Origin of the sequence: Amphritea sp., assembly GCF_050300915.1 — a bacterium.
Taxonomy (GTDB): domain Bacteria; phylum Pseudomonadota; class Gammaproteobacteria; order Pseudomonadales; family Balneatricaceae; genus Amphritea.
Window position 1 is genome coordinate 34,118 of record NZ_JBNKYN010000020.1, and the last position, 17,139, is coordinate 51,256.

The 17,139-nt window shown below is 50.9% G+C and carries 15 protein-coding genes; 3 read left to right on the plus strand and 12 right to left on the minus strand.

What is annotated here, in order from left to right; genetic code table 11:
• Nucleotides 1-7 precede the first annotated feature (7 nt).
• From ACQY8X_RS07550 to ACQY8X_RS07565, 4 genes are all read right to left on the minus strand, one after another.
• Nucleotides 8-532, minus strand: a complete 525-nt coding sequence (locus ACQY8X_RS07550; protein ID WP_428034536.1) for a hypothetical protein — start codon at nucleotides 530-532, stop codon at nucleotides 8-10.
• On the minus strand, nucleotides 525-1,655 hold the full coding sequence (locus ACQY8X_RS07555) for a hypothetical protein (protein WP_428034537.1): 1,131 nt from the start codon (nucleotides 1,653-1,655) through the stop codon (nucleotides 525-527). The genes ACQY8X_RS07550 and ACQY8X_RS07555 overlap by 8 nt, the downstream gene beginning before the upstream one ends.
• 259 nt (nucleotides 1,656-1,914) lie before the next feature.
• Complete coding sequence (locus ACQY8X_RS07560) at nucleotides 1,915-2,151, minus strand: hypothetical protein (RefSeq protein ID WP_428034538.1); 237 nt, start codon at nucleotides 2,149-2,151, stop codon at nucleotides 1,915-1,917.
• A 104-nt stretch (nucleotides 2,152-2,255) separates the two neighbouring features.
• Nucleotides 2,256-2,717 carry a flavodoxin family protein gene (locus ACQY8X_RS07565; RefSeq protein ID WP_428034539.1) on the minus strand — a complete coding sequence of 154 codons (462 nt, stop codon included), beginning with the start codon at nucleotides 2,715-2,717 and terminating at the stop codon, nucleotides 2,256-2,258.
• Between the two features lie 91 nt (nucleotides 2,718-2,808).
• On the opposite strand from ACQY8X_RS07565, the gene ACQY8X_RS07570 reads away from it, so the two are divergent.
• Nucleotides 2,809-3,654 (plus strand): hypothetical protein, encoded by an 846-nt coding sequence (locus ACQY8X_RS07570; protein WP_428034540.1) that lies wholly within the window; start codon nucleotides 2,809-2,811, stop codon nucleotides 3,652-3,654.
• A 54-nt stretch (nucleotides 3,655-3,708) separates the two neighbouring features.
• On the opposite strand, the gene ACQY8X_RS07575 is transcribed toward ACQY8X_RS07570, so the two are convergent.
• The 6 genes from ACQY8X_RS07575 to ACQY8X_RS07600 form a co-directional block, all read right to left on the minus strand.
• Nucleotides 3,709-4,923, minus strand: a complete 1,215-nt coding sequence (locus ACQY8X_RS07575) for a hypothetical protein (protein WP_428034541.1) — start codon at nucleotides 4,921-4,923, stop codon at nucleotides 3,709-3,711.
• Between the two features lies 1 nt (nucleotide 4,924).
• Nucleotides 4,925-5,713, minus strand: coding sequence for an outer membrane lipoprotein-sorting protein (locus ACQY8X_RS07580; RefSeq protein WP_428034542.1), 789 nt, complete (start codon nucleotides 5,711-5,713; stop codon nucleotides 4,925-4,927).
• Nucleotides 5,710-8,031 carry an efflux RND transporter permease subunit gene (locus tag ACQY8X_RS07585; RefSeq protein WP_428034543.1) on the minus strand — a complete coding sequence of 774 codons (2,322 nt, stop codon included), beginning with the start codon at nucleotides 8,029-8,031 and terminating at the stop codon, nucleotides 5,710-5,712. Before ACQY8X_RS07585 ends, ACQY8X_RS07580 begins: the two co-directional genes overlap by 4 nt.
• 74 nt (nucleotides 8,032-8,105) lie before the next feature.
• On the minus strand, nucleotides 8,106-8,876 hold the full coding sequence (locus ACQY8X_RS07590; RefSeq protein ID WP_299204393.1) for a TetR/AcrR family transcriptional regulator: 771 nt from the start codon (nucleotides 8,874-8,876) through the stop codon (nucleotides 8,106-8,108).
• Between the two features lie 190 nt (nucleotides 8,877-9,066).
• A complete protein-coding gene (locus ACQY8X_RS07595; protein WP_428034544.1) occupies nucleotides 9,067-10,329 on the minus strand; it encodes an NAD(P)/FAD-dependent oxidoreductase in 1,263 nt (420 codons plus the stop codon).
• Nucleotides 10,330-10,387: 58 nt separating this feature from the next.
• On the minus strand, nucleotides 10,388-11,353 hold the full coding sequence (locus tag ACQY8X_RS07600) for an ornithine cyclodeaminase family protein (RefSeq protein ID WP_428034545.1): 966 nt from the start codon (nucleotides 11,351-11,353) through the stop codon (nucleotides 10,388-10,390).
• Between the two features lie 124 nt (nucleotides 11,354-11,477).
• Here ACQY8X_RS07600 and ACQY8X_RS07605 point away from each other — a divergent pair, with 124 nt between their 5' ends.
• Nucleotides 11,478-12,278: an AraC family transcriptional regulator gene (locus ACQY8X_RS07605; RefSeq protein ID WP_428034546.1), complete on the plus strand. Its 801-nt coding sequence runs from the start codon at nucleotides 11,478-11,480 to the stop codon at nucleotides 12,276-12,278.
• On the opposite strand, the gene ACQY8X_RS07610 is transcribed toward ACQY8X_RS07605, so the two are convergent.
• Entirely contained in the window at nucleotides 12,279-12,935 is a 657-nt protein-coding gene (locus ACQY8X_RS07610) for a cupin domain-containing protein (protein ID WP_428034547.1), read from the minus strand.
• Between the two features lie 286 nt (nucleotides 12,936-13,221).
• Between ACQY8X_RS07610 and ACQY8X_RS07615 the strand changes: the two genes are divergently transcribed.
• Nucleotides 13,222-14,820, plus strand: a complete 1,599-nt coding sequence (locus ACQY8X_RS07615) for an HD domain-containing phosphohydrolase (protein WP_428034548.1) — start codon at nucleotides 13,222-13,224, stop codon at nucleotides 14,818-14,820.
• Nucleotides 14,821-14,824: 4 nt separating this feature from the next.
• Here the strand turns inward: ACQY8X_RS07615 and ACQY8X_RS07620 are convergent, their stop codons facing one another.
• A complete protein-coding gene (locus ACQY8X_RS07620) occupies nucleotides 14,825-17,020 on the minus strand; it encodes a CHASE2 domain-containing protein (RefSeq protein ID WP_428034549.1) in 2,196 nt (731 codons plus the stop codon).
• Between the last annotated feature and the right edge of the window lie 119 nt (nucleotides 17,021-17,139).

Genomic DNA, 17,139 nt, shown 5'->3' on the forward strand with positions numbered 1-17,139 from the left:
CGCTGAATTAACCTGACACGATTAATTGTTGTGACAACTGAAACGAACCCATCTGCTTCTGCTCTCTCAACAGCTGATTTTTTGTTGCTTTGGAGTATTTCAGAATACGTGTAAAGAGTTTGTGATATCGGATTTTGTCCTGAAGTGAACGGGTGTGTTGGAACGCATCTACGGCATTTCGGGCTTGCAGATGCTGATCCAGCTTAACCAACAGGCAGATTCTGCGAAACCTGAGCAGTGCAAGATCATTGGCTACCGCTGCAGACGCACAATCCCGCGTCTCTTCATACTCAGCTATCGCCCGTTCACAGTATTCCAGCGCCGCCTGATCCTCTCCCGCCAGCTCCAGACACTCAAACACCAACTCTGAAATATAGCGCTGCAGTAACAGGGGAAACTGCTGGGCCATACCGGCCTGCAACAGCTTTTGCAGCACCAGCAGAGCCGCTTCATACTTTTGTTGACGCAGGCTTTTGCCCACCTGCTCAAGAACGGCATCAAGTTTGACTCTGGGGATCTCTGAGTTACTCATGTTCACTTCTCATCAGTCGGCAATGAATACCTGACTGGGCTGCTTCGTACTGAATCCACAACCCCTGATGCAGATTAGCATCGGCCTTCACCGACCAGCCTGTCCCTGCTTCAGTAAACTTAAGAGGCCGTCCCATGATCGCGGCGCACAGTTTTTCTAGCCTGACAAGCTGCTCCCCTGTATCAAACAGCAGGTCAAAACGGAAGCCTCCCACCCATTCCGCCGTGACCACGGCCCCCTGTGCCGCCAGTGCGGTTAGTAGCTCATCATAATCGTTGATCCTGATACACCTTTTCAGCACCATCGGCAGCTGTTCAAAAAGTCGTTGATGCAGATGTTCAGGTATCCCCAGTGATTCTGTCAGCAGCCGGGAGATCGTTTGCCTAGCAGACCTATCCTCGGGTACCGATCTGAGCAACAGATCAAAGCGAAAATAGTCCTGGTTATGAATCACCAGCGGCAGATGCAGCTCGTTAGCTCGCTGCCAAAGGGTATGAGCTTTTCCCAGAGAGAGATCGGTTAGCTGCCAGCACTGGGCCTGTTCGCCCTGATCAGCTGCCCGCTGTAAACCAAACTCCCGGTAATATCCGGTCAGAGTCTGGTCACCACCCGGAGCATAGGCAACGACAGTATATTTAGCGGTTTCACTACAGGATCGGATCAGCTCAATACCCGGTTTGCTAAACCGGCCTATCAGTTCTTCCGCAACGCTTTCAGAGAGATTACCGAGAATAATGGCCGGGGTCTTAGCAAGGCAACGCAGCAGCTCTTCGCTACTCTGCCCGGTAAACAATGCCAGATCGGTTATAAACGGGGTGATATGGGTAAAGTCAGTAATATAAACTGCTATCTCATAGCGTTCCTGCGAAGTAATTATCTGGTCACTTTGAGGTACAAGGTCACAGGGCAGATCTGCACTTTTAAGTACATTTACCATCGCCTCTGCGGAGTGAATATCCAGCCTGTTCTGTAAAATTGAAGGGGCCGTCAGAATTCGGCGTATACAGTCCTGTCGGCTTAGCCCAAGACGCTGATGAAAACGCCCTATGGACAAAACGTCGGCATTACCCACACCGAGAACCCTTACCTGGTAGCAGTCCTGAAGATAGCTTTCCTGATGCACGATAAATTCACCCTGAGTAAAGTGATATTCTGGCCGCCCGGATATTCAGAGAAAGAGCTATACATATAATTCTTATACTATTCGGGCAAAACGTTATCTTTGCTTTGCATGTCTGTTCCTGACGGTTAAAAAAAAGCATAGGAGAAATATTCCAGTAATCAAACAAAAGTTTGAAAATACGAATTTTTCTCAGAAAATAAAAAAATCAAAAAAAAGCCCGCTCAACTGAGCGGGCTTTCCTGACATCAGAAAATGGAGATTATGCGCTAACTTTCGCTTCCATATAGCGGGCGTAATCTGCACCTACACGGCATCCATAGACACCCACCTCACCTTTCCAGCGCATCCAGGTAATGAAGTTACCAACAGCCTCAATCACCTTACTCAAAGAAGACTTATTCTCAACGCCGAGTTCATCATAGTAACCCATCGCCTGGAGTTCGCTGGCGATACGACGATCATCACATTCGACTCCGGTAAAAACTGATTGCTTCATTGCGGGACTCCCGACTGGTTAAAATTTAGACATAAGTATAATATTCACTTGTGCATTGCACAACACAGGGGGAGAGTTGCAGACCAGAAAAACAGTCATTCAGATCAATAAATACCCATTTCCAAACCTGCGGCCATGGTTGCCCCCAGCGTCTCGCACTGCTGCAGAAAGTCATCCTGCCAAGCACCACGGCACACCAATGGCGTCTGAATCCAGTGCCAGCGCAGACCGGTACAGATAGTTTCAACTGCCCGGCAGGCCCCAGTGCCATCATGGCCTGCACGAACATAGAGGGCACAGGGTAAGCCCTGCTTTTGTTCGAGGCACGGGTAATAGCAACGGTCGAAAAAATCTTTCAGAGCACCGCTCATATAGCCGAGGTTTTCAGGAGTGCCAAGGATGATACCGTCACACCCAAGCAGATCTTCCGGTGTAGCATTCAAAGGCTCGATCCAACGGCATTGCACTGCATCAATATCCGGATGGGACGCGCCGGTTAATATAGCCCCGGCCATCCGGCGAGTATTATCTGAGGGGGCGTGAGCCACCAGCAATAACTGTTTCATCCTGTTACTCTTGCTGAAAAAACTGTATTCACTATACATCAGCCCTCCGACAACGTAATCTGACTGAACGTAATATATCCGGCGTAACCCGATGTCAGATTCACTCTTACAACAGGCTCAGCGCATCACTCAGTCAGCGCTTAAATGCGGTGCATTATTACCCGTCGGCACCGTTATTGAGACCGTCGTTGAAGCGCCTTTTACTTTTCAGCTGAGAACCTTAAGCAGCCTGCACTATAAAGAGAATGACCAACGCATCAGGCAAGCGGCGAATCACTCAGCGAACCCGTTTAAACCCTATGACCCACAACTCTATGTCGGGGATATCGGTGCCGGGCATATCTGCCTGCTAAATAAGTTTAATGTTATCGAAAACCATCTGTTGCTGGTGACCCGTGAGTTTGAACCACAGACCAGCCTGTTAAGCCCGGCTGACTTCAAGGCAGCCTTGCTGGGACTCAGTGAGGTCGATGGTCTTATTTTCTTCAACGGCGGACGAGAGGCCGGTGCCAGCCAGCCACATAAACACCTGCAGCTAATACCCATTACCCCCTCTGACCTGCCCCTCGCAGAGCAACTAAATCGTTTTTCTGAGCAACCGGAGTCCAACCCGCATCTCCCCTTCAATCAGGCAGGGATTCAACTGCCGACAGATATAACGGAGGATATTGAAGCCGGATCACTGTGGTTGTACCGTCGTTATCTGACACTGCTGGATTACCTTCGGATCAGTCACACACAAGGGCAGGCAGAGGCAGCCTATAACCTTCTTCTGTGTCGCAACTCGCTGATGCTGGTACCCCGCAGTGCCGAATCTTTTGCTTCGGTATCTTTTAACGCCCTGGCCTTTTGTGGCGCCCTCTTGGTAAAAAACGCTACCCAGGCTAACGCCTTGAAAGCGGCAGGTATCGCCAACGCACTCTCCAGTGCGACCTAAACCAGACGACAAAAAACCGCCAGAAAGGCGGTTTTGTGATCGGTCTATGCAACCTCAGAAATAGTACTCGGCAGTCAGCTGTATAAGATCATCCTGCTCAATACTGGTCATCAGATCCCGACTGCTGCCAGAATCAAACAGCCGGACATCCAGACTCAGCTTAAGACTCTCACCAAAGCGACTGCTGGCTTCGACAAACAGACTGCGACTGCTGTAGTCGATATCGTAACCCAACCCTGCAAGAAACTCAGTGCTGGCAGCATCATTCAACGTAATCCGGCTACCAATAAACAGATCGTTCTGGAAGATCGTATCGGCCCTTTCGCCCCGTTCATCCCAGCCAAACTCCGCCAGCACTCCCAGATCGGCACTGCTGTCGCGGATACCGTAGAAGGTGTATTCGACGCCAGCCTGCATCGCGCTGTATTGCCCTGCAGCCTGATCCCGCCAGATCAGTTCAAGTTTCCATAACCAGCTATCAATGGTAGCCTGACCGTCAAAGCCGATCTGGTCCATCTGCTCATACACAGGGACTAATACTGGCAGACCATTCTTCATAGCGGTTTCAAAACGGGGGTCACGGTTGGTACCCCTGAACCAGTAAAGCCCGACATCATAGAGATCAAAGCTCTGACTCCAGCGAACTGCGGTATCGATATGCTGATCACCGGCATCCGATTCATAACGGGCATTGGCAGTATCAACCACCAGACCGCTGCGCAGTCGGCCAGCGGTTCCGGCAAAGGTGCGTTCCCGAAACCCCGGCAGCACAAACAGATCGAGGATACCCCAGTCCCGCACCAGCGAGAGGTTGACCATCGGCTGACCCAGCTTATCCTCACCATCACTGTCTTCAATGCCATCGGCCTGGTTAATCACATCGACCAGATGGTTAAACTCGGTAACGCCCCAGAACACTTTGCGCAGACCGGTACGCAGTTCCCAGTCATCACCCACATGAATCCAGCTCAACTCGCGGATATCGCCGTGGCTGCGCTCATCATCCTGCTGATCCAGCCGGTAAAATGGGGTAAAGACAACTGAGTCACGGCCCCCATTAAACTCCCAGTACAATTCAGGTTCCAGCGCCAGCGAGGCGTTGCTCTGATAATGCTGCCCGGCAAACTGGCCCTCATCAACATAGCCCTGGAGTTCAGCCGAGAACTTACCGCTAAATTCGAAAACAACCTCTTCTGCTTTGGCATCACTCAGGGTCACGCCACTGAACAGCAGCGTTGCCAGCCCCGCTGTAAACAGTTTGGTGTTCATATCAACGGGCCCGTTTCAATGTATTCTTGTTGAAGTCAGAATCATCCAGACCTGCCTGAAACTGATAGCCAGACCATTTCAGCTCGGTACTTTTTCCGTTCTGATGATTCTGCATCTGCTGCAGATCCGCTCGCCAGTATCTGTTCAGATATTGCTGATAACCTTTGAAACTAAGGGTTTTTAACAGGCTGTTCTTGCGATCATAGAAATCAACTTTCCAAACCCGATAATGATCCTGATCGATCCAGGCCACCCGCCGCGTATAACCGGAATCTTTGTCCACCGGGTATTGCTCCACCACAAAGCAGGTGCCCCCCTCACAGGGTTCATCCTTAATATATTTGTAGCTGTACTTTTCGATTTCAAATGAAGAAAGATCCTCGTAGGCAAACTCCGATCCCATAAACGGGCCGGACTTGTTGCGGGATGAGATCCGCTTCACCCGTTTAAGCGCGGGCAGATAGAGCCACTGATCATCCGCTTCAAGGGGGTGGGAAAAGCTCAGAAATGCAGTCCCTTTTACATCCAGGGGTTTATCGAATATCGTCAGACTCTTATCACCATCACCCTCTTGTTCCAGAGACTTGATACGGATCTCCCGAACACTCTCTTCGCCCTGTTTGTTACGCAACACCATTAACATTTCGGCCTGCATGTCGGCCCAGCCAAAATCCCGCAGCTTAACCTCTTTAGCAATCTCCAGCCCCCGCTCTTCAGGCGTCTGAGCCACTACCGGGCCACTTAACAAAGTAACGGCCATTAGCAGATAAAAGTATTTAGTCAGATTCATCGTTCAACTCCTTGAGCGGTTTTAGCGGGTGTTTCAATCGTAGATTTATCGAACATCATCAACAGTGGCGGCAAAAAGAGAAAATCCACCACCAACGCGATGAGAATCGTCAGTGCCGTGAGGAACCCCATATCGGCATTGAGCTTAAAGCTGGACTGTGCCAGCACCATAAAGCCACACACCAGTACAAATGTCGTAATCCAGAGCGCCCGGCCGACACTGCCAAAAGCATACTGAACAGCGGCGACAGAGTCTGCACCCCGATGGCGACGGGCGTACAGATATTTACTCAGAAAATGGACCGTATCATCCACCACAATACCCAGTGTCATACCCGCCACCACGGAAAGCCCCAGCCCCACCTGCCCATCGATCAGATACCACAGACCGAACCCCATCGCTGCCGGTGCCAGATTTGGCAGCAGAGAGATCAGGCCAAAACGAACCGAGCGCAAAGCAAAACCCAGCAACAGGGAGATCAGCACCAGTGCCAGCGCGATACCTGATAGCATACTTTTGATATTGCGTTGACTGATATGGGCAAACATCAGGTTCGGGCCGGTGGTCTCTACCTGATATTCAGGGGCATTTCTGACAAACCAGCTCTGCACCCGCTCCTCCAGCGACACCAGTTCATTACTGGTAAGGTTTTTGAACGTCCCCACTACCCGCACCGAGGATTTATCCACGTTAAGCTGATTATTCAGATCCAGCCCATAAGGCAACGACATCTCATAGAGCAGCAGATACTGGGCCGACAACTCACGATCTTCGGGCAGACGATAGTAGCTCTGATCATCCCCATGCATATTCTTATTCAACCGCTTCAGGGTATCTGTCAGGGTGCTGACATGATCGGTTTCCGGCTGGGATCGCAGCCAGTCACTGAACTTACCCAGCGTTTGCAGAAACGCCGGATCATTAATGCCACTGGACTCACCGGAATCGATGGAGATCTCCATCATGGTCATACCCGACAGGTTATCCTGCATATAATCAGTGGCCTGACGAAACGGTACAGAGGTATCAAAATACTTCACAAAATCATCATTCAGCTGGTTCATCGGCAAAAACGCGATCAACAACAACATAAAGACACTCATTCCCGGCAGTAACATACGCCGCTTAGCCGTGACGAACGCTGCCAGAGAGCGGGTCCAGTCCCGATCTTCCTCACGGGTCTGTTTCACCCGCACCGGCAATACCATCAGCAGCGCCGGAAACAGGGTGATAGAGAACAGAAACGCCAGCATCACTCCCACTGCAACAATGTTGCCCAGATCACGGAATGGCGGAGAATCGGAGAAGTTCATACTCAGAAATCCGATCGCAGTGGTGACGCTGGTGAGCATCACCGGCTGAAAGTTGATCCGCAGGCTATCCAGCAATGCATCACGTTTCGCGATACCGCGACGCATCTCATAAAACATAGTACTGAGAATATGGATACAGTCCGCTACTGCCAGGGTCAGAATCATGGTTGGCGCACTGGCCGATGGCCCGGTGAGGAACATCCCGCTCCAGCCAGCCAATCCCATCGCAGCGGCGATACTGGCAGCAATAATAATGACTGTTGAAAAGGTACCGCTGAAAGTACGCAACAACACCAGCATCGTCAGCACCACCACGCCAAACATGATAGGGATCAGCGTGGCATTATCTTTCAGAGCCGACTCGGCGAAGCTGTTGTTCATCATCACGATGCCGGACAGTTTGATCTCCAGTCCCGGATTTTCCGCCATATACTTTTGCTGAATTTCACGCACCCTGGCAACAACCTCAGGCACCTCAGCCACCGGATCGATCATCGGCATCTGCACGGTCACATTCACCAGCGACACCTGGCCTTTAACCGATGCAATCTTGTTCAGTAGTATTGGCTCGGTATTCACAATCTCCCGTATCCGGCCGAGTGCAGACGAGTCCAGAGGCTGTCCCTCTGCGACCAGATCCTCAACGATCATATCGTCCTCTTCCGCCCAGGTATGCTGGTAGTTTGCAATCGAATCAACCCGGGTAGAATAGGGTATCTGCCAGGCGTCGGTAGTAATCTGTCTGAGCAGTTGCAGATGCTCAGGGGTGTAGATATTCCCGTCGGCCGGAATCACAATAAAAGCGACATTGTCACTCTTGTTAAAAATATTCTGGATCGACTCATAAGCCACTAACTGGGGGTTCTCTTCACTGAAAAACACCCGGTAATCACTTTTAAAAACCAGATTTTTTCCACCGACTGTCGCCATAACGGTCAACACAAGACAGGCCAGTAGAATCAAAGCCGGGTAGCGCAGAACCGTTGCAAATAGTTTTTCCTTCATCCTGATGCCTTTAGTGACGATTCGTCAGTGTTATATTTAAAAAAATACGGCTATGCCGTCGGCAAAATTACAATCTATAGAGTGCCGCAACACTCCTGCTTCTGGTTCATCTCTCCCGCTGTTAACAGCGCAACCTCGTCGGCAAAGACCTCACAACGGATACGTTCAAGACTGGTGTTGTAGTCAAACTGGGAAGACAAAGGACGCCAGTTCAGGCCATCCAGAACAAGACTCACATTGGCCAGCAGAGATTCTTCTAACGCCAGACCTGCACGGATATTGCACCGGTCAGTCCCTTTACTGAGTAGAGAGATTGAACCAAACGATGCCGACCAGTTAGCAAACGCGATCTGCTCAACAGACATATTCAATGGGTTACCACATTCAGCGGTTTCCAGTGCCTGCCGAATAAGCCCAAGCAGCCGCTCCCCCAGTAACGCCTGAAGCTGGATATGCTTTTCACGCTGCCGCTCAGACGATTTTTCAACCACACCCGGTGCTTTAGCAGTGATAACCAGCATAAAAAATATGGGATACAGGCGGGCGTAAAGCTGATAACCATAGATACAGGCCAACAACCGTTCCCGGGTGACACCTTCAAATGCCCCGGCCCTTTTGAACATACTGACTAACAGTGCCATACCGCGGTTACACAACGCCAGCAACAGGTCCTCTTTTCCACTGAAATGGCCGTATACGGTGCCTTTAGAATAAGGTACTGCACTCACCAGCTTATCCATCGTCAACCCCTCTACTCCCTGATCACCGATCAGAGTCATCGCCGCATCCAGCAGCTCCTCTTCACGTTGATCGCGGGTTTGACTATCGATTTGACGCGGACTCATACAGACCTCTATATAAATGACGATTCGTCAATTATAGAAAAAAAAGTACCGTCCGCAAGTTAAAAATGATGACAATCCAGTGAAGCTTTGTCGTAAAAATAAAATAGATACCATTGCGCCCCTTTCAGTCGGGTATTAAAACGGATACAGGAGACAACGACATCATAAGGCTGCAGGCCCCGTCACTGCTTCAAAAACGGTTCACCTTAAACAGCTCCATATCGATCATACTGGCCTCGTTCTGCAGCAGTTTGAGTGTCAGTTCAGCGGTAACGGCGGCCTGAGTTAATCCCAGATGCTGATGGCCAAAAGCAAACAGTATCTGCGGGTGTTGTGGATGCCGATCAATCACCGGCAGAGAATCTGGCAACGTTGGCCGGTGTCCCATCCATTCGCTGACTTCGAGCTCAGGTGTATTCAGGCCTGGCAGAAGTTGACGGCTATGGTAGCGCAACACATCGAAGCGCTGCTTAAAGGGAGGCAGTTTCAGCCCCCCCAGCTCAGTCATCCCCACCACCCGCAGGCCACTGTCCAGAGGCCCCATGACAAAACGCCGCTCAGCCGAACCTATCGTATGTCTGAGCATGAAACCGGCTTCCGGGATCGTCAGATGATAGCCCCGCTCAGCCTCCAGCGGCACGTTAATCCCCATATCCCTCAATAGCGTTTTACTCCAGACACCGGCACAGATCATCGCAGCGTCATAGCGGTGATCCTGCGCTTCAGTGAAGACGGTCACCTGTTGACCGGATGGCCTGACCTGAGTCACGCTTTGCTGAATAAACACTCCGCCGCGCTCGATAAAGGCCGAAAACAACCGCGTGCACAATTGATAAGGTTCGCTGACACGACAGGCATCCGGAAACAACAGCGCATGATTCACGCGCTTGGCCAACTCGGGCTCCAGTTGCGCCAACCGTTCGCCCTGAACCAGTTCGGTTTCAATACTATGTTCCCGCAGCCAGGCCTGATGCTGACGTGCTTCATCGACCTTATCTGCCGATTCCCAGACCAACAGATAACCAGACTTCACTATCTGTTCAGTCGCACCAATATCTTCCAGACAGCGCTGCCAGGCGGCAATCGCCTCCCGGTTCAACTGCATCAGCCCTTTACGACTCCGCCGCAGTGTTGCAGCACCCGCCGCGCCGACGAAGCGAAGCAGCCAGGGAACGATACGGTGAAAATATCCCAGTGGCAGAAACAAGGGGGCTTTTGGACTAAGCCAGAGCGACAGGGCTGAGCGCAGAACTTTCGGATTAGATAGCGGTTCAAGCAACTCTGTCGCCAGATAGCCTGCATTACCGAATGAAGCCCCGCAGCCCGCTGCATCCCGATCAAACAGAGTCACCTGATAGCCCTTTCGCTGAGCTTCCAGGGCGCAACACAAACCAACCACCCCCGCACCGACAACCGCAACTGTGGCGTTACTCTGTTCTACATTCTGACTCATCTGTGCTGCTGCCACCGGCTTTTTCCTTAATCATTGAAACACTGGAATGAATCCAGATTTATCCCTGACTCTGTACGGTTTGTTGATACGCCAGAACCGCAGCCGCCAGGTCTTCTCGGGCATCACCGACGGATTTAAACAGGGTAATCGCATTTTGCCAATCATCCAGATCAGCCCGGCCTTTATGCTTACCGCCACACAGTTGCGCAAACTCCGCATGGATAATCTCTTCAGTGATAACACCATCTCTGATTGGAATAATCAGATCACCGCTTTCACTCAACGCACCAGCGCGTACATCGACAAACACCGCGCTGCGCTGCATCGCAACATTATCGGTCTCTCGCATGAGCGGCGTAAAACTCCCCACCAGATCCAGATGAGCACCAGGTTTCAACCAATCACCACACACCAATGGCTCTGTAGACATCGTTGCGCAGCTGACAATATCCGCACACTCAACCCCCGCTTGTAGCAGCGCTGCAGGACACACCTCAGCGGCGATACCATCGGCTTTCAGCTCGGCGACTAAATGTGCAGCAGCCTCCTCATGACGGTTCCACACCCGTACCTTGGTAATCGGCCGTACACTCATATGTGCCGGTATCAGGTAGCGGCTCATCCGCCCGGCCCCAACCATTAATAGTTCTGCTGAGTCCTCACGGGAGAGATATGTTGATGCCAGTGCCGATGCGGCGGCGGTGCGCCGCGCAGTCAGCTCATTAGCATCAAGTTGTGCTAATGGCGCACCGGTTTTACCCGAAGACAGCATATAGCTACTGTTAAGCCCTGGAAGACCACGGGCATTATTGCCAGGAAAAACATTCACCAGCTTTACCCCCAGATACTCACCCTCCAGCCAGGCGGGCATCAGCAGCAACGTCGCCTGAGGATCATTCGGTACGTTAATGCTATGATGATGGCGAACCGGCGCACAGACATTTTTGGTAAAAATCTCATCCAGCGCTTTAATCAGTCGATCCCAGGGCAGCGCCTCTCGGACCTGAATAGAGTTCAGTTGCATAACAGCTTCTCTTATTTTCCGGTTTTAAGTAATGTTAGCTGGAAATAACGCCTGGAGGTTGGCTAAAGCTACTGAGTTTTTGACTCAGACTCTGGAGCATATTGATTAACCGGATAACCCGCCTATGAAAGAGAGCCAGGCCCGTCGTAACCTTATCGCCCGCCACAGTGGAGAGCATCTGCATGACTTTGCGCAGATCCTGATTGGCCTGCATGGCAGAATGGAGTGCGAATTCACCAGGGGCAGTGGGCAGATAACAACGGGGACGCTGGCTATCGCCCCTGATAAAGAGAAGCACCTGTTCTGTGGGCTGAGTGATGACAGCGAACTGCTGGTGATTGATCTTGCACCGTTCGACCCCTATATTCAGGCTCTGGAGCAGAGCTGCAACCTCTCATTTAAAGACACAATTTTACGAAATCCAGAATTTATCACGCTTGGCCCAGCGTTCTTGCCGATGCTGGAATTCGCCGCCAGGCAGCTCATAAAGAGCGATCAGCAGAATCATCAAAGCCGCGACCAGATCAACTGCCAGCTGATTACTCTGTTTATCACCCAGCTGTGCCAACAGTATTCGGCCACCGCTATACCAGACAGCAAACACCATCGACTTAATATTACTAAACTGAACAGCTATATTGATCTGCGCTTATCCAACCCACCAAGCAATCTCGAACTGGCTAATGCCCTTAACCTGAGCGAAAGTCATTTTTACTACCTCTGCCAGAAAACCCTGTGCCAGTCACCCCAGCAATATATGTTGTCACGACGCATGCACCGGGCACGCTTCCTGCTGCAAAACAGCGATGTGTCACAAGCGGTGCTGGCTGAAGATCTGGGATTCGCTGACGCATCCAGCTTCTCCCGGGCATTTAAGCGCTATTTCAGCATGACCCCGGGAAACGCACGCAAGCTGAAACCCTGACTAAAGGTGATTAATTTTTATCCAGAGCTGGGCGTCTGCACTTAATTGATAATCAGCTGAACGGGCGATATTGCCCACCGGAGGACGACGCAGCCAGCAACCTTTACCATAACGCTGGCCATTTTCACTTAGCTCCCCCTCCATCACATACAACTCAAGGCCGTTGTGTGCATCACCAAGATCTATCTCTGTCTCAGCCTGGCTGCGCAACATATACACCTTTTCAGCGCGATGCTGATGAAGTATCAGCTGTTGAAGATCAGCATTAAGTGAGCACCATTCAGCGTTGCTCGTTTGCACCGCCATATGTGAGCTATCATCCGCTTGAAACTGATGTAACTTGACCAGAATCAGACACCCCTCCTGACTGAAAGGCGCATGACTGAACCCCTCAGGATTGCGAAAATAGGTCCCGGCGGAATAGTCACCGGTCTGATCAGAGAACACCCCCTGCAAAACCAGAATCTCTTCCCCCTGGGGGTGTCCATGGGAGGAGAAGGATGCACCCGGGTCATAGCGTACGACACTCGTCGCATGCCCCTGCTCTGCATCTTCACGAGCCAGGGGCTTACGCCATACACCGGGCTTCGGACTGGCGACCCAGGGCTGTTTACGGGTATCAATACTTACGGCTTGGGTAAAGTCCATATTTAGCATAACGGCTCCGACGGCTTTAACGATCTCAGATAGACCTGCAGATTATAGCCTGACAACAGCTATAGATTTCACTGTAATACAGCCATCATTTGTACCAACAGCAGAGTGCTATATCTTGCACACCAAACCGCATAAACCTTACCTTTCGAGTGGATAAGCAACCCATTTTACCAGCTCAGCCAGGCTATCTTTAAATGATTCTTCAGTTCGCAGTGAGTTCACCTTGACACTGAGACCAAGCAACGTCACATTTAAAGCAATTAATGGATTATCACTGGCTTACATCATGCATCATTTAGACACTCAAGAAATCATCAGGCAGCTTGCGGATCTGACAAGTGCTTTGACCACTGAAAAGGATCATATACAGCTTCTTGACCGGATCATTCTGGGCTGTATGTTTTTAACCAATGCTGATGGTGGCACACTCTATACAGTAGATGAGGAGAATGACAACGAACTCCGCTTCACGATTCTCCACAACCGTTCACTGGGCATTCACCGTAAACCCCAGGATATGCCGACAGTAGAGATCTATAACGCACAGAAACAGGCGTCCAAGCTGGTCGTGGCACAAACGTTTATTCAACGCGAAACCATTAATATTGCCGATGCCTACAGTTCTGAGCACTACGACTTTTCCGGCACCCGAAACTTTGACAAGCAGCTTAACTATTACTCTAAATCATTTCTTTGTGTCCCATTGCAGGACCATGAGGGAGAAATTATCGGGGTTCTGCAACTGATCAACGCCCTGAACAAAGAAGGTCAGGTTATCACCTTTCCTGAAGATCAGCAAAACCTGGTGGAATCACTGGCAGCGCTTGCGGCGACTGTTTTAACAAAGCGCCGGCTTATCGATGCCCAGAAAGAACTCTTTGAATCATTTATTAAACTGATGGGTCGGGCTATTGACCATAAGTCCCCAGTCACCGGTAAACACTGTGAGCAGGTGCCTGAGATCGCCATGCTGCTGGCAGAAGCAGTAAACGAAAGCGTCAAAAGCAAATATGCAGATACTCAGTTTGACGAGCAGGAGATGTACGAACTACGGATTGCCGCCTGGCTTCATGATTGTGGCAAGATAACCTCGCCCGAATACATAATTGATAAAGCCACAAAGCTGCAGACGATGTTTGACCGGATCGACCTTCTCAAATCCCGCTTTCGCGAATACAAGCTACAGCTACAGCTTGATCATTTTCGTAAGGCGCAACAACTGTCCCCCGCCGAAGCAGAGCTGGCAGAGCAGGAACTGCAAAGCCACTGCAAAGCACTGGATGAAGATATTGCGTTTCTCAGTCTAAGCAACACTGGTTCGGAATTTATGGCCGATGAAGATGTTGAACGGATAAAACAGATCGCAAAGATAACCTGGACGGATAATGACGGCCAACTGCGTCAACTACTGACTGAAGACGAGGCAGAAAACCTCTGTATTCGCAAAGGCACACTGCTACCCAGTGAAATTCAGATTATGCGTGACCACATTAAGGTCACCATTGATATGCTGGAGTCTCTCCCCTACCCAAAGCACTTAGCCCAGGTGCCTGAGATTGCATGCAATCACCATGAGCACCTGGACGGAAGTGGTTACCCCAGAGGGCTGATGGGTGAGCAGATATCGTTACGGGCGAGAATCATGTGTATTGCTGATATTTTCGAAGCGCTGACATCACCCGACCGCCCCTACAAAAAGGGAATGTTGTTATCCCATGCCATGAACATCATCGGCCGTATGGTTGAGGATAACCACCTTGATGCCAACCTGTTCACCGTATTTGTTGAGAGTGGCGCCTATCTTGAGTATGCCAAACGGCATATGGCCCCCCGGCAGATTGATGAGATTGACCTGAGCAAGCTTCCTGGGTTGCTAAATCTCTGAGCTTTTACTTTTGCTCATGATTAAAAACTGCGTCCCAGTCCTCTCCCGGGGCGCTGCTCTGCAACTGCGCTATCCGCTGCAGATACAGTTGCGCCACCCCATCCGTCGGGTAAACAGCTAACCACTGCTGAAACAGCGGTGACGCAGCCAGCCATTGCCGCTCACGATAAAGGTCAACAGCCTGATTAAATAACCGCACCTGTTCCGACAGGTCTGAGTCAGCCGCATTTCTGGGCGCCATCGGTTGGAACAACGCTACCGGCTCTGAGCGGCCTTTCACCCGCGCCCAATCAATACTCCGGTAAAGATAATCAGGCTGGCGGGCACGCAGCTCACCACTGACCAACAGCGGGCAGCCATAAAATTTTGTCAGCCCTTCCAGCCTGGACGCAAGATTGACAGCATCCCCCATAACCGTATACGCCATCCGGAACTCTGACCCCATGTTACCGACACTCATCGTACCAGAGTGGAGACCTATACCAATTTTAACTTCCGGCAAACCCGCAGCGACTAAACGCCGGTTCAACTGAGGCAGCTGCGAGAGCATCTGCAACGCCGTATCCAGACCATGCCTCGCATGCTCCTCATCTTGCAACGGCGCGCCCCAGAAGGCCATAACAGCATCACCAATATATTTATCAACGGTGCCCCGTTGCTGGTGAATGATGTGTGTCATCTCGGTCAGATAGATATTCATCATCCGACTCAGTTGCTGTGGCGTCAGCTGCTCTGATATCTGCGTAAACCCCCGGACATCGGAGAAAAACACCGTCATATCGCGGTTTTCACCACTCAGGTGTACACCCTCCTCCTGGCGACTTAACTCCTGCACCACTTCAGGTGGAATATAGTGACCAAACTGTCCGGTCAGCAATTTAATATTCCGGGCCTCGAAAAAATATCCGGTGGTTTGCTGAAACAGATAGAGCATCAGCACCAGAAAAAGCGTATACCCCAGAGGGATAACCCAAAGCAAACTCTGCCAGGCATATAAGTTAAATCCAACCAGGCAGATGCTCCACACCAGAGTTATAACCGTCGAGAACATAACCGAACTTCGGGGAATCAGAATCGACAGTAAAATGCCACTTATCAAAATCTGCAGAATCTCGACACCCTGGGTATAGTCCGGTTCACTGGCAATACGGTCATCCAACAATCCGGACAGTATATTCGCGTGTACCTCCACCCCCGGATAGCGACTACTCACCGGGGTCACACGCAGATCCAGCAAACCGGCGGCGCTGGTGCCAATTAAGACAATGACTCCTTTAAGTAGTGCAGGATCAGCCTGTCCGGTGATCACATCCGTCGCAGAGATGTAGGGAAAGCTCCCCTGTCCTCCCCGGTAGGGCACCAGCACCGCACCCGAGCGGTCAACAGGGATCTGTTGTCCAGCTGCGTTAATGGCAACCAGCGCCTCATGCTGGCCAAAGATATCCGTCTCAAGTTCAGGCACTGCCTGGCGCTCTTCAAACAGTGCCAGCCAGATCGCCAGGGATAAAGAGGGGTAGTACTGGCCCTGATAACGCTGCAACATCGGCACTCGCCGATAAACCCCATCGCTATCAACCATCGGGTTATCAAAGAAGCCACTGTAAGACTGTTGACTGTGCAGTGCATCGACACTGGCAATAATCCCGGTAGCCTGGGGTACAGGTTGCTGATCAAGCATCAGCGGTGTATTAATCGCAGCCATCCCCGGATCACCCTCCTGAAGTTGACGCTCACTGCGGTCAAATGCATAACCCAGCACCACCGGGCGTCCCTGAATGGCTCGGAATAGTCGCTGATCGGGATGAAGCTGCTGTAAAAAAGTCGCCAGGTCTGGAATCTCTTTCGAGTCGAGCAGCAAAGCTGTCAGCTGGTTCAGATCGATACTGTTGTCCGCTTCGGAAAACACCATATCAAACCCCGCAATAGCGACGCCATAATGGTCAAACAGCTGATCCAGCAACTGCGCAAGTTTCGCCCGGTTCCAGGGCCATCGTCCCTGCTCTATCAGACTTTTTTCATCAACATCCACAATGACAATACGCGGATCCTGCCCCGATTTAACAAAGGATTTCAGGCGCATATCATAGAGGTCATATTCAAACCGCTGCAACAATGCGGGTCTGCTATCCTGAATCACCGGCAACAACATCAAGAATGTCAGTATGATGCCCAGTAAAGTCCGGATTTTGCGTTGTTTCATAAACCATCCCAAAAAGAGGAGATAAACCGGATATCGAGCCCGGCTTCAGTCGGGCAGAGGTTTTCTCTTATCATATCCTGCAACCACCTTGAGGTTGTAGCAAAGCGTTCATTTTTATC

Coding starts and splice junctions, on each gene's coding strand:
- ACQY8X_RS07565 (WP_428034539.1), bottom strand. CDS start 2,717: ATGAAACAGTTATTGCTGGTGGCTCACGCCCCCTCAGATAATACTCGC.
- ACQY8X_RS07605 (WP_428034546.1), top strand. CDS start 11,478: ATGAAAGAGAGCCAGGCCCGTCGTAACCTTATCGCCCGCCACAGTGGA.
- ACQY8X_RS07570 (WP_428034540.1), top strand. CDS start 2,809: ATGTCAGATTCACTCTTACAACAGGCTCAGCGCATCACTCAGTCAGCG.
- ACQY8X_RS07600 (WP_428034545.1), bottom strand. CDS start 11,353: ATGCAACTGAACTCTATTCAGGTCCGAGAGGCGCTGCCCTGGGATCGA.
- ACQY8X_RS07620 (WP_428034549.1), bottom strand. CDS start 17,020: ATGAAACAACGCAAAATCCGGACTTTACTGGGCATCATACTGACATTC.
- ACQY8X_RS07595 (WP_428034544.1), bottom strand. CDS start 10,329: ATGAGTCAGAATGTAGAACAGAGTAACGCCACAGTTGCGGTTGTCGGT.
- ACQY8X_RS07610 (WP_428034547.1), bottom strand. CDS start 12,935: ATGCTAAATATGGACTTTACCCAAGCCGTAAGTATTGATACCCGTAAA.
- ACQY8X_RS07590 (WP_299204393.1), bottom strand. CDS start 8,876: ATGAGTCCGCGTCAAATCGATAGTCAAACCCGCGATCAACGTGAAGAG.
- ACQY8X_RS07615 (WP_428034548.1), top strand. CDS start 13,222: ATGCATCATTTAGACACTCAAGAAATCATCAGGCAGCTTGCGGATCTG.
- ACQY8X_RS07580 (WP_428034542.1), bottom strand. CDS start 5,713: ATGAATCTGACTAAATACTTTTATCTGCTAATGGCCGTTACTTTGTTA.
- ACQY8X_RS07550 (WP_428034536.1), bottom strand. CDS start 532: ATGAGTAACTCAGAGATCCCCAGAGTCAAACTTGATGCCGTTCTTGAG.
- ACQY8X_RS07575 (WP_428034541.1), bottom strand. CDS start 4,923: ATGAACACCAAACTGTTTACAGCGGGGCTGGCAACGCTGCTGTTCAGT.
- ACQY8X_RS07560 (WP_428034538.1), bottom strand. CDS start 2,151: ATGAAGCAATCAGTTTTTACCGGAGTCGAATGTGATGATCGTCGTATC.
- ACQY8X_RS07585 (WP_428034543.1), bottom strand. CDS start 8,031: ATGAAGGAAAAACTATTTGCAACGGTTCTGCGCTACCCGGCTTTGATT.